Here is a 12,579-nt window from a genome sequence, read left to right as displayed (position 1 = left end):
ATGCGGCTTTTTTTGACGTATCTGAAAATCTGAAAGGGCTGACTGAATTCATTAGAAATGGTTATGTAACTTGCCCCTCCCATATTCAAATCTCATCATTCGATACCCTTTACTCAACCTTGTTCTATCTGTTATACTTGATATATAACAGATAACAAAAAGAAGGTGAACTCATGATTATTCAACTTGATATGCAGTCTGAACTTCCCATCTATTCGCAACTTGTTAATCAAATTATTGAAGGAATTGCTAGTGGTCAGTTGCAGCTAGGGGAGGCTCTACCTTCGGTTCGGAATTTGGCTGCAGATATTGGTGTTAACCTTCATACAGTCAACAAAGCTTATACGTTACTCAAGCAGGACGGGTACATTCAAGTACATAGACAAAAGGGAGTTGTAGTCAACCCCGATGGCATGCCTGAATTAACGGATGATTTTCTGAGAAAGCAACACAGCGAATTAAGGCCCATTATTGCTGAAGCCATCTGTCGAAGTATGAGCAAGGAACAGCTAGCAGCAGTTTTAGCCCAAATCTACGATGATATTAAAGAGGGTCACAGCGAAGAATAAATGACATAGAGGAGTGTTGGGTATGCAACTATTTATCTTATTGCCTATTTTTTTAATCTTAGCTCCATTAGCGATGGTTCTCTCGTTTACACCATATTTGACCAGAGAGACCATTAGCTTTGGAGTAACGGTAAGTGAGTATAACTATTACACGCCTACCTTACGCAAGCTTCGACGTACATTCGCCTCATTAAGTCTGATTGGATATGGAATTATTATGGTTGCCTGTCTGTATTCACTTCAATCAGCCAATGAAGAGTCTACTGCAATGATTGCTGGTGTTGCCGTAATAATGTTTATTGTGTACGGGGCAGTACTAAGTTTGTCATTTCATTTCAAGATGAAAAAGATAAAGGCAACACTCCCAACTGAAACGTCACCCCATAGCGTTAAAATCGATACCACCTTCCGCCAAAATAAGCTCACCTATTCCAACTATTGGTTTACAATTCACATTGCGATCATTGTAGCTATTGCAATCATTTCGATACTGAACTATGAGGCATTACCTGGCATGATTCCAATGAAATATGACCTTCAGGGCAATGTCACCTCCAGTGTTCCTAAAACCTACCTTTCCGTATTGGCTATTAATCTCATACAGCTAGGTATGATTGTGCTTATGATGTTTGTGAACTGGAGTATTAAATCAAGTAAGCAACAGCTTACGTCGTCTGATCCTGTCCAATTTGCAACTAAAAATATTCAGTTTCGACGTAAATGGTCTCTATTCACAATCATTACAGGCTTACTTCTAACGATTTTATTTGCCTTTATACAAATTAACATGTTTGTTCCTAATCAGAACTTGTTATTAGCAATTAGCTTTATCATCCCTGTGGTGATTATTATAGGCGCTGTATTGTTGTCTCTCACTGGCAGACAAGGTGGTGGGAACATTCGTAATCATCAAGATGATCGTCAGCGATCTAAGGAGCAACCTGTGAATGACGATCGATATTGGAAGCTTGGCTTTCTATATTTCAACCCTGATGATCCTTCTTTTGTTGTTGAGAAAAGATATGGAATAGGGTGGACGGTTAATTTTGCTCGCCCAGCATCTTGGATTCTGTTTTTGTTCATCATCACTATTGTTGTTGTAAGCATAGCCCTGAGCCAATAAACGCTCATCTATGTACTTATAAATCAATAATTAGGAGGAGTTCTTATCGTGAACCATTGGAGAAAACAATTGATTTCCCTTATTTCCGCATGTCTCATCCTACCCGCAACATCTATTTCAGCAGCTACTCCAGAGTCTAATGAAATCCAGTCACAGGTTCCTATCCGTGAAGTGGCTGAAATGAATGGAGCAGAGGTATCTTGGCAGCAAAAAAACGGACATATCACGATTACTAAAAATGACATTACGATTGAAGTTAAGGTTGGAGAAAAACAGGCGATGGTGAATGGGCAGGCAGTGCCCTTAGATCATCCTGTACAACTAATTAAAGGGGTTAGCTTGATAGATGTAGCTTTTCTTACAGAGGCATTAAAGGAAGCGCCCGAAGATATTTTTATTTCACTTGTGAGTGAGGGCAATGGTGTGGAGGCAGCGAAGTATATCCATACCTCTGTTAGTGGAGTGCTAACGCCAACGTTACTGAGCCAGCTATGGGCTTCCTTAGAAGGTCAGAATGGCAAAATTACAAGTCAAGCCTCAGCGAAACGCGTAGAAAACAACAATGTGCATCGTAATGTAACATATACGTTTAAGACCGAGCTTACTCGTTTGAGTATTACGGTCAGAATGAATCATGACGGACTTGTAGATGACTTACGCATTGCAGCAGCGACACCAGATGTTTATCAAAAACCGAGCTATGATAATCGATCTGCCTACACAGAACAAGCGATTACGATTGGTGAGGGTGAACTAGCTCTGCCGGGAACATTAACCTTACCCAAGGGAGAAGGGGCTTTCCCTGTTGTGATACTCGTACATGGTTCTGGACCGAGCAATCAAGATGCTGCCATCGGTGGTGCGAAGCCATTTCGTGATCTTGCAGTAGGGTTAGCTTCACAAGGAATTGCTGTATTAAGATATGATAAGGTTACTTATGAACATACGTATAAGGTAGCTTCGCAGCCTAAGTTCACATTAAAGCAGGAAAGTGTAGATCAAGTTGCGGATGCAATCCAACTCCTCAAAAAGAATCCACAGATTGATACTACAGCGATTTATGTGGCCGGACATAGCCAAGGCGGGTTCGTAATGCCACTAATCATTGAAGAAGACAAACAAAATGAAATTGCAGGAACAATCCTGCTTGCCGCGCCAAGTGGTAGCTTTGTAGATGTGCTCATCGAGCAGCAAGATGAATTGGTAGATCGGGTGAAGCAACTTGGTTTAGACACGGAGAACGTTAAGTTACAGGCTGATTTTTACAAGAATGTTGCTGCCATCGTTAAAGATCCTACGTATTCTGTAGATCATCTGCCTGACTCATTCCCGCTTGGACCTGCTTATTGGTGGTATGAGCAAAGAGATTATGTGCCTTCGGCATTAGCTAAAACACAAAATACGCCTATGCTAATTATGCAGGGTGAAAATGATGTGCAGGTGTCTATGCAGCAATTCGAGGACTGGAAATCAGCTCTTCAAGGGCACTCCGATGTTACGTTCAAAAGCTATCCTAACGTAAACCATATTTTATCCACTTTCGATGGTCTTTCCATTGGCACAGAGTATGCTGAGCCATCCAATGTCTCTCCAGCAATCATTAATGATATTGCGAAGTGGATTAAAAGATCAAACGAATAATCTGTATTGGTGCAATAACAAAAAAATGAACGGTAGTCGCATGACAATAAAGTAGTAGCTTACTGAATGTAACATTACCAAAAAAGAGCACTTGCCAGCAAAGGCAAGTGCTCTTCTTCGAGTTATATCAGAAATATCCCAGTCGCTTCTTTTAGCTAAATTAGGATTCCTTCTCGTTTTCATCAGCATAGTCTGACATAACGAGGGGTTCCTTCGGAACGACAGCAACTTTGTAAAAGCGGTTTTTATCTTTTTCCAAAAGAACAAACGTGAGATTCTCGTATTCGTATTCTTCCTGTTCGTTCATCTCTGGACGATGGCTGTATAACCAACCACCAATGGTATCCCATTCATCCGCATCGAGGTTGGATAAGAACATATCATTCACTTTCGACAAGGATACTTTACCATCCATAATGACATATTGTTCATTGATGATCTGAATGTCTTCAACTTCGTCAGCATCGAATTCATCGCGAATCTCGCCGACGATCTGCTCAAGTACATCCTCAATGGTAACAATCCCCGACGTCCCACCATACTCATCGACCAATACGGCGATATGTACGCCATCCTTTTGCATTTTCTTTAGCAGGTCTTTGACAGGTGTTGTCTCATGGACAGCCGATACGGGCTGGATGAGGGAGGACAGGTCAACAGGTTCATCATTACCATACAACTCTAGGAAAAATTGCTTGGTGTTAATAATTCCGATGATATCGTCTTTGCTCTCATTTACAACAGGAAAACGAGTATATTGTTCTTCACGAATAATATCTAGATTTTCTTGATTCGATTTATTTAAATAAAGGCAGACCATATCGGTCCGAGGTACCATAATTTCTTTAGCTAACATTTCATCAAAAGCAAAGATCCGACTTACATATCCGAATTCCGCTTGATTGATCTTACCACTCTCGAAACTTTCGTTAATGATAATCTGTAGCTCTTCCTCCGAGTGTGCGTCTTCATGCTCAGAAGCTGGTTTAATACCGAATAATTTGACGAGCTGATTGGCAGAGCCGTTCAACAACCAGATAAATGGATACATAATACGGTTAAACCAGATGATCGGTGTTGACGTTAGTAGCGCGACCGTTTCGGCTTTGCGAATCGCAATCGTTTTGGGTGCAAGCTCGCCGACTACAACGTGCAAGTATGTAATGGCAATAAATGCGATAATAAACGATAAGAAAGATGATAGCGACTCAGGCAATTGCAAACTTTCGAATAAAGGATGTAGCAGCTTCTCTACGGTTGGTTCACCGAGCCAGCCGAGTCCCAGAGAGGTGATTGTAATGCCGAGCTGGCAGGCGGACAAGTATCCATCCAGATTAGCCACTGCTTGTTTCACCGCTAAGGCACGCTTGTTCCCTTCGGCAACCATTTGATCAATCCGGCTTGGTCGTACCCGCACTAAGGCAAATTCCACCGCTACAAAGAAAGCTGATAATCCTATCAAAAACGCAATCATAAATAATTTTAACGCATACCCGTCACTGTCCATTACAATATTCTTCTCCTTTGAGTAATAAGTTTTTAACGATTATTATATCTAATTTTACGTAAGAAGACCACCTTTAGCTTATACATAGAGGAAGTATTTGGAACTGAAAACGCTATGAATGGCGCTGTACCGCCACTTTCACAGATCTTGGATGGATATGTTTAACCTATCACTGTCATAATATACACGTTGTTTTCCGTTTCAATCCTAGTGTTAGTGTGCGTATGTAAAGTTTTATCTATGCAAACCGTTACGAATAGGGTCAACATTGGGTATCTATGATTAGTCGCTCACTTAAACGTCAAAGATGATGTAGTGAACGTGTAACAGGATGATGTTTTTTGTCACTGAGGGGGAAGTTGAATGTTCTGGCTGCTTATCATATTGCTTATTTTTATTTTTCAGGCTGGTACCATTCTATTGCTGGAATTTCGTAATCCGGCGAAGGCTGTAGCTTGGTTATTTATTTTGTTTTGCGTTCCCCTGATCGGTTTTGTTGTCTATTATTTCGTCGCTCAGGATTACAATAAACGTAAAAAGCTCCGTAAAGGAGGCTCACGCATTTTCCGTGAGATTAAGGAAACGATATGGCAGCAAGCTCATATCATTGAGGATGCGCAGCAGATGACAGATCACCGTTTCCGGCATCAGCATCGGTTGTTCAATCTGTTGTCTCATCTGTCTGAAAGTCCGATAACAGGCTGTAATCGAAGTCGGGTGCTTACGAATGGGGAAGAAGCATTTGAAGCCATGCTGCAAGCGATGGAAACGGCTGAGCATCATTTACATGTGGAGTTTTATATTTTTCGCGATGATGAGATTAGTACCAAGTTTCAAGATGTGATGATTCGTAAAGCCCAAGAAGGCGTGCATGTTCGCTTTATCTGCGACGGGCTCGGGAGCCACAAGATGAGTTGGAATTTTATTCGCAAGCTGAAGGATGCCGGCGTGGAGTTTCACTATTTCCTGCCACCGCTCATTGCTACGATTGATCGCCGGGTCAACTACCGTAATCACCGCAAAATAGTGGTGGTGGATGGGCGTATTGGTTTTGTTGGCGGAATCAATGTTGGCGATGATTACTTAGGCAAGTACCCAGAAATCGGATTTTGGCGTGATACCCATGTGCAGATTGAAGGGGATGCCGTCTATTTTCTGCAAAATACGTTTCTCAACGACTGGAAGCTTGCTTCCGGTGAGCAGATTACAGAGCCGCAATTAACGGAACTATTTCCCCCGCATATTTGCAGTGGGGATGAGCGCATCCAGATCTTAAGCAGTGGCCCGGATCAAGATTGGGATGCGATACAGGAGATGTGTTTTGGTGCAATTTCTGTGGCGTGTAACCGGATCTATATTACGACGCCTTACTTTATTCCCGACCCTGCCTTATATGAAGCGCTCAAAACTGCAGCCGTCAGTGGAGTGGATGTGAAGATTATCATTCCATATCAATCGGATTCTCGGCTGGTGCATCTAGCTTCTCTGTCATATGTGGAGGAACTGCTTCGTGCAGGTGTGAAGTTTTATCAATATCGGAAGGGTTTTGTACATGCCAAAGTCATGATTGTGGATGACCTGCTTGCAACTGTAGGAACGGCCAACATGGATATGCGTAGCTTCTTTTGTAATTTCGAGTTGACTGCGGTGTTGTTTGAGTCATCGGCTATGGATCATTTGCTTCATGATTTTAAACGTGACTTAGAAAATTGCAGCTCCATTGATGTAAAGGTTTTTCAGCAGCGATCACGGTGGCAAAAAGGGGCAGAAATGCTTTCTCGGATGCTTTCACCGCTTCTTTAGCCGTTTTTAGCCCGATTTCTGAAGATAAGTTCACTTTTTGTGAATTTATCTTCTTTTTGCTAACTGTTTTGCTCAAATTTGATCTTTTATGATATAATAGATATATAAATCATGTCTTGGCGAAGGAGGGGAGTCTGCGGGAAAACAGGCTCCCTTTTGCTCTCTTTTGGAAGTGTGAACCGGAATGCAGACAATCTTGAATCCATTTTATATCGCCTTTAGGTGCTTGTGCTCGTATAAGCCAGAGGATGTGTAGAGCTAGCTTCATTTTTTGCTCTACTGTATGTAGATCCGCTGTGAAGTATTTAAATGATTTATAAAATGGATTCACATACTGATTTAACGGGGGGGATACCATGTCTAATGTAACAGTGAAAGAATTAACATCTAAGGCAGCTGACCGCGGCGTCAAAAGCTCGGTGTTTACATTGAAGCTTCTGCAACGCATTGTAATGATACTTGTCGGTGCTGCACTCATGGCTGTATCACTTGAAGTATTTCTCGTGCCAAATGGCGTTATCGATGGCGGGATTACGGGGATCTCGATTATGGTCTCAGAGCTCACGCATCTGCCACTCGGGATATTCCTGACCTTGCTCAACCTGCCTTTTCTAATTCTAGGTTACAAACAAATTGGTAAAACATTTGCGTTATCTACGCTGCTTGGGATCGTAGTGATGTCCATCGGGACATCGTTATTGCATAAAGTGCCTGCATTAACGCCAGGCGAACCGCTGCTTGGAGCAGTGTTTGGTGGATTGATCCTAGGGGTGGGTGTTGGTCTAGTTATTCGTTCCGGTGGATCTCTGGACGGAACCGAGATCGTTGCCATTTTGCTGAGTGAGAAGTCACCATTATCAGTAGGACAGATCGTATTGTTCATTAACGTATTTATTTTTGCAGGTGCAGGATTTGTATTTGGATGGCCAAATGCTCTGTACAGCATGATTGCTTATTATATTGCGATGAAGATGATCGATATTGTCAACGAAGGATTGGATCAATCCAAATCGGTATGGATTATAAGTGAGAAATATCGGGATATTGGATCAGCGCTCACAGACCGTCTTGGTCGTGGTGTTACCTTCCTCGATGGAGAAGGTGGATTCAGTGGGGATGAGAAGAAAATCATTTTTGTGGTTATCACCCGTCTGGAAGAAGCTAAGTTGAAATCGATTGTAGAAGATTGGGATCCACAAGCCTTTGTAGCTATTGGTAATATCCATGATGTGAAGGGCGGACGTTTCAAGAAAAAAGGTATCCATTAGCGAGCCTAATCGCTTAATCGCTTAATCGCTGAATAACTGAATAACTGAATGACAATATGCCGCATGTGCTCGGACGAAATGCACATGTAGTTAGAACAATAGCCGACACCCTTGGTTTGAGGGTGCCGGCTATTTCTTTTTGAGATGCTGGATGATCAGCTCCACCGGTTGAGGCTCGACAGCAGCAATGAGGTCTCCCATGTGTGCGAGCCGTTCTACGATGTTCATGAGATGATAATCCTTGACGGACACGTCGTTACGAACCTCATCCCAAGTGAGAGGTGTGGAGACGGTGCCTCCTGGTTTAGCTCGCGGTGTATAAGGAGCTGCCAGCGTTTTGCCACCATAGTGCTGAAGATAGTCAAAATAAATACGATCCCCGCGGTCTTTTTTGAGTCGTTCTAGCGTGAACAGGTTAGGGTGTTTCTGGGTAACATACTTGCCTACAAAATGGCCGATGTCCCTTAGTTCATCAAAGGTGACACCCTGACGAATCGGCACAATAATCTGAACACCAGTGGCGCCAGAGGTTTTTGGTACAGATCGAAGACCAAGGGACGTGAGCGTTTCTCCTACAATCTGGGCAGCCTGCATGATTCGTGGCTCGTCCTCTTGAGAAGGATCAAGATCGATCATCCATTCGCAAGGTAAATGACTTCCGACTGCATGTAGGGAAGGATGGAATTCAAGTGATGCCAGATTCCCAAGCCAGAGCAGTTCCGGTAGTTTGTTCATGACTACGTAGTTAATGCCTTCATGATTTGAGGTGTGTACGAATGCTGGAAGCGGCTCGGGGGCATTCTTTTGATAAAAAAATTCACCGTCCACGCCATGAGGATACCGAATGGTAGTAAGGAGTCGATTGCTGGTATAGGTGAGCAGATAAGGAGCAAGTGCTGCTAACTTTTGCAAATAGATGGCTTTTGTCACCCCAGCTTCCGGCCATAAAGGTTTGTTCGGGTTCGTCACAGTGATCTCCATTCCGTCAATCATGATGGTTCCTTTGATCGTGTGTGCCATGGCATATGCCTCCTATCCTACAAAATTTGTCGTATTGGCAGATTATGCTGCCATCTCTTATCTGTGTGAACGTTTAGTTGAATCGTTATACATGGAGCTACACATTCTACTGCTCTTCATGGATAAGTTGACTTGCAGGGCAATCCTCCTTTGTAACTTCGGCAAACGTCTGAATACTTGGATGGCGCAACGTTCGGTGATGGGTCAGTTCCATGTATTGCACTTTGACTCCAATCTGTGGCTCGATCCATGTTGTCTCTGCACTGCGTTCAGGGATGTTGTGAAATGGATTCGTTTGCCGAATTAGAGGCTGTATATCCGCAGTAAGCTTGCGCCACGTATCCGAGTTTAGTTTACCTGTGCCCACATGACCGATATAAATAAAGTGTGACCCATCGTATACCCCTACTGCTATGGCATTCACAATACCACTACGAAAAGTAACGCCGCCAATCATCGCATAGAGATCATGCATAATTTTTACTTTCTGCCAGCGTGAATCCTTCGCCCGAATTCCATACGTACTGGCAAGATCCTTAATCACGATGCCTTCCATCTGATGCTGTCTCATAACGGTCAATAGTGCCGCTGGATCGGACATATTAGTGACCTCTTGCACATGAGAGGATGGAGTAAGCACCTGGTGCAGCAATTGCTGGCGCTGGGCAAGAGGCTGATCAGTGACCCATTTTCCGTCATAGTACAAGATATCAAACACCATGTAAGTGATCGGAATATGCTGAACCGCTTGAGCGATTGCGTCTGGTTTGCTCATACGATCACGGCGCAAAACATGATAAAAGGAAGGTTTGCCGGTGTCGGGATCTAACGCGATAATTTCGCCATCCACAATGTAAGACGGAGCAGAGCAAATATTGCGGCTTAAAACAAGCTCAGGGTACTGTGCCGTTCGTTCATGCTGTCTACGGTTGATCAGTCTGAGCTCTTGTCCATCCTCATAAGCAAGCATACGAACACCATCCCATTTAATTTGGGCAATCCAATTAGATCCTGTAGGTAGAGTAAGGCTTGAGATGGGTTCAAAGGGAGTGATCGGAGTGAACATGTATATGGGCTCCTTTCCTAAAAGAGGTTGTTCGAAACAGCGCGCTTTGGATTACGAAGGATGCCTGATGACATCTCAGCGTCGAATATGGGATTTAGCCAAAAGCCGCTTTTGAACATGTACGTAAAGGGATCATGTTTATATTTTTGACGAACGGGCTCGGAGTTTATGTACAAGAATAAGAAGTAGCGGAAGAGCAATTCCACACGTAAGATCCCAGTCGATCCAATAAGGAATGACGACTTTGAGATAGTAAGTTTCGTTTGGCGCTATAAGGATAGACATACTAAAAATGATCAATGCGCTCGGTAAGATGAGTGAGCGGTAGCTGGACAATCGGAATAGGTGAGCAGTTCCTAAGATAAATCCGTAAAAAAACAAAATGGCTTTGAAAAAAACAGCGATAATCCATACACATGCGATAAAAGCTTCCATTCGCTGTAGAAAGTTGCCTATATTAATTTTCTGTGCAAGCATAAACGAGGCAAACCAATAATGTTGTGTTAGAAAAGAACCCATGACCAACAAACTGATCGTCAACGTTAGTGTCAGCATTAATCCACCAATCATGCCTGTTAGTAGAATATCCTTTTTCATATGAGGCTTTTGATTGGTGTAGGGGAGCAGCATCATAAAAATACATAGTTCGCAATATGGATATGTCAGTACAGCGACAAAGCCTTTCAACGGAGCGAGTATGCCACTGGAGAGAAAAGGTTTGATGTTACTCAGTTGCATTTGAGGGAGCAGTAAGACAAGCAGAATAATGAGAAATAATACAACAAGAGGAAGGAACACCTCCGCAGTTCTACCTATGCAGGCTATCCCCTGTATGAGTCCCCATGCAAGTGCACCAACAAAGAGCAGATCAATCGCCCATATTGGCGATGAAGGTAAGATCTGAGTGGTCATGAAATCGCCAAGTTCCCGGATAAAGGTAGATGCACTGATTAGAAAATAAAATAAATAAAAACAACTGAACAGTGCACCGATCCAAGAACCAAATGTTTGAAGTGCATTTTCAATTAGGTTTCTCCGCGGATTAAGATTATAGGCTGCCAGAAAAATGATTAATACTCCCATCCCACCCCCAACGCCAAGTAACGCTGATAACCATGCGTCTTCCTGTGCGTAGGAAGTAATCATGGAGGGGAATACGAGAATCTGTTCGCCAATCGTACATAGGAACAATAGAATGGCAAGTTGCCTGACGTTCAACCTTCCCTTCTCAATCATATGTTATCTCCTTCGAGTATCTTCGTTGTCTTGAGCATGTGGATAGGATGCACGAAAAGAACCATATTTATAAGGCAGGCTTGACGTATAACATCATCATGAATAGAAAATCCCGAACATCATGGAAGCCCTCCGAGTAAAGGAAGGCATCGTATGTTCGGGATTCTAGATTGTATAGAGGAAATTGATCAGGATGCGAAACTTAATTCTCTACTGTCAGACGAATGTGAATCTGCTGTGGATCGACTGTAAAGTAGACATCGTTTTGTTGTGTTAATGTCGCTCCGGCTTCACGTAACTGTTCTACAGCTTGGTTACGTTCCTCTTGGCTGGAGTATACAATCGTAAAGTATTCAATACCTGTAGCATGGCTAGGATTCACAGGTGCTTCTGAGCCTGCCCAAATATTAAGTCCGATATGATGATGGTATCCGCCTGCAGAGATGAACAGTGCTGACATGTTGGCAAAGTTGCCGACGATATCGAAACCAAGTACACCATGATAGAAGCGGCGGGATTCTTCCAAACTACGTACGTGGAAATGCACATGACCAATGACAGTACCTACCGGAAGACCTTCCCAAGTTTCATTCGCAGATAGGTCAAACAGACCTTGAACATCAACTGGATTGGTTCCCATGATGTAGTTGTTATCTGCGTCACGTTGCCATGTATCGCGAGGGCGGTCGGCATAGATTTCAATACCATTAAGGTCCGGATCAGAGATATACAGTGCTTCACTAACAAGGTGATCCCCTTGTCCAATCTCAATACCGGATGCAGCGAGGTTGCGCAGAGCTAACCCGAGAGACTTGCGATCAGGCAATAGGATAGCAAAATGATACAAACCAGCGGATGAACGTTCAGGCATAGTCACTGCGTTAGGAATTTCCTCAAGACGCAAGAGTGAATGCTGTCCATCTACGGTAAACGTGGCGACAGAATCCTTCCGTTCCAGCAGTTTCAAACCTACCACTTGCGTATAAAATTCAATGGAGCGCTCCAGATTGCTGATTCTCAGACTAACTTCACCCAGATGGGTAGTAGCAGGAATTTGATAAGGTTGAGTCATGTCGTTACCTCCTGAAATAAAATATGATTTTTGTGTTTAGCCACTAAGGGGTTGTAAGAATTCATAGTTATTATGGGTTCATAATTAGAATTGAATGGATTATAAGATTGCAATGGATGTTTGGACGTTTATGCAATTAAAGATCAAGCTGACTTTAAAATCGCAAATAAGTTACTTTTCATAAGTTAATATAAAATATAAATCGACTTTCGTCAAATGATAAATATCGATTAATCCGTGTGATTTCATCTCCTACAAAACATAAATCCGGCTG

The 12,579-nt window shown here is 42.8% G+C and carries 10 protein-coding genes; 5 read left to right on the top strand and 5 right to left on the bottom strand.

Annotation, left to right across the window (positions count from 1 at the left end; genetic code table 11):
• Nucleotides 1-173 precede the first annotated feature (173 nt).
• From MH215_RS11000 to MH215_RS10990, 3 genes are read left to right on the top strand one after another with little or no spacing between them, the layout of a single operon-like run.
• Entirely contained in the window at nucleotides 174-569 is a 396-nt protein-coding gene (locus MH215_RS11000) for a GntR family transcriptional regulator (protein WP_239290199.1), read from the top strand.
• A 22-nt stretch (nucleotides 570-591) separates the two neighbouring features.
• Complete coding sequence (locus tag MH215_RS10995; RefSeq protein ID WP_239290198.1) at nucleotides 592-1,692, top strand: DUF1648 domain-containing protein; 1,101 nt, start codon at nucleotides 592-594, stop codon at nucleotides 1,690-1,692.
• Between the two features lie 48 nt (nucleotides 1,693-1,740).
• Complete coding sequence (locus MH215_RS10990; RefSeq protein WP_239290196.1) at nucleotides 1,741-3,333, top strand: alpha/beta hydrolase family protein; 1,593 nt, start codon at nucleotides 1,741-1,743, stop codon at nucleotides 3,331-3,333.
• A gap of 160 nt (nucleotides 3,334-3,493) precedes the next feature.
• On the opposite strand, the gene MH215_RS10985 is transcribed toward MH215_RS10990, so the two are convergent.
• Nucleotides 3,494-4,840 (bottom strand): hemolysin family protein, encoded by a 1,347-nt coding sequence (locus MH215_RS10985; RefSeq protein ID WP_239290194.1) that lies wholly within the window; start codon nucleotides 4,838-4,840, stop codon nucleotides 3,494-3,496.
• Nucleotides 4,841-5,203: 363 nt separating this feature from the next.
• Between MH215_RS10985 and cls the strand changes: the two genes are divergently transcribed.
• Together cls and MH215_RS10975 are read left to right on the top strand one after the other, a co-directional pair.
• Nucleotides 5,204-6,643, top strand: coding sequence for a cardiolipin synthase (gene cls / locus MH215_RS10980; RefSeq protein WP_239290192.1), 1,440 nt, complete (start codon nucleotides 5,204-5,206; stop codon nucleotides 6,641-6,643).
• A 356-nt stretch (nucleotides 6,644-6,999) separates the two neighbouring features.
• Nucleotides 7,000-7,911 carry a YitT family protein gene (locus MH215_RS10975; protein WP_056694330.1) on the top strand — a complete coding sequence of 304 codons (912 nt, stop codon included), beginning with the start codon at nucleotides 7,000-7,002 and terminating at the stop codon, nucleotides 7,909-7,911.
• A gap of 129 nt (nucleotides 7,912-8,040) precedes the next feature.
• Here the strand turns inward: MH215_RS10975 and ligD are convergent, their stop codons facing one another.
• From ligD to MH215_RS10955, 4 genes are all read right to left on the bottom strand, one after another.
• Nucleotides 8,041-8,931, bottom strand: a complete 891-nt coding sequence (gene ligD, locus MH215_RS10970) for a non-homologous end-joining DNA ligase (RefSeq protein WP_239290190.1) — start codon at nucleotides 8,929-8,931, stop codon at nucleotides 8,041-8,043.
• A gap of 106 nt (nucleotides 8,932-9,037) precedes the next feature.
• Nucleotides 9,038-9,997 carry an ATP-dependent DNA ligase gene (locus MH215_RS10965; protein ID WP_239290188.1) on the bottom strand — a complete coding sequence of 320 codons (960 nt, stop codon included), beginning with the start codon at nucleotides 9,995-9,997 and terminating at the stop codon, nucleotides 9,038-9,040.
• Between the two features lie 138 nt (nucleotides 9,998-10,135).
• Nucleotides 10,136-11,233, bottom strand: coding sequence for a GerAB/ArcD/ProY family transporter (locus MH215_RS10960; protein ID WP_239290186.1), 1,098 nt, complete (start codon nucleotides 11,231-11,233; stop codon nucleotides 10,136-10,138).
• 202 nt (nucleotides 11,234-11,435) lie between these two features.
• Nucleotides 11,436-12,305, bottom strand: a complete 870-nt coding sequence (locus tag MH215_RS10955) for a VOC family protein (protein ID WP_239290184.1) — start codon at nucleotides 12,303-12,305, stop codon at nucleotides 11,436-11,438.
• Between the last annotated feature and the right edge of the window lie 274 nt (nucleotides 12,306-12,579).

The organism is Paenibacillus sp. ACRSA, from assembly GCF_022346845.1.
GTDB lineage: Bacteria > Bacillota > Bacilli > Paenibacillales > Paenibacillaceae > Paenibacillus.
Note: the sequence above shows the minus strand (reverse complement) of the source record. Positions and strands in the feature narration are given on the sequence as shown.

Bases quoted from the DNA above. Each gene is read 5' to 3' on its own strand.
- MH215_RS11000 (WP_239290199.1), top strand. From the start codon at position 174: ATGATTATTCAACTTGATATGCAGTCTGAACTTCCCATCTATTCGCAA.
- MH215_RS10995 (WP_239290198.1), top strand. From the start codon at position 592: ATGCAACTATTTATCTTATTGCCTATTTTTTTAATCTTAGCTCCATTA.
- MH215_RS10985 (WP_239290194.1), bottom strand. From the start codon at position 4,840: ATGGACAGTGACGGGTATGCGTTAAAATTATTTATGATTGCGTTTTTG.
- cls (WP_239290192.1), top strand. From the start codon at position 5,204: ATGTTCTGGCTGCTTATCATATTGCTTATTTTTATTTTTCAGGCTGGT.
- MH215_RS10975 (WP_056694330.1), top strand. From the start codon at position 7,000: ATGTCTAATGTAACAGTGAAAGAATTAACATCTAAGGCAGCTGACCGC.
- ligD (WP_239290190.1), bottom strand. From the start codon at position 8,931: ATGGCACACACGATCAAAGGAACCATCATGATTGACGGAATGGAGATC.
- MH215_RS10965 (WP_239290188.1), bottom strand. From the start codon at position 9,997: ATGTTCACTCCGATCACTCCCTTTGAACCCATCTCAAGCCTTACTCTA.
- MH215_RS10960 (WP_239290186.1), bottom strand. From the start codon at position 11,233: ATGATTGAGAAGGGAAGGTTGAACGTCAGGCAACTTGCCATTCTATTG.
- MH215_RS10955 (WP_239290184.1), bottom strand. From the start codon at position 12,305: ATGACTCAACCTTATCAAATTCCTGCTACTACCCATCTGGGTGAAGTT.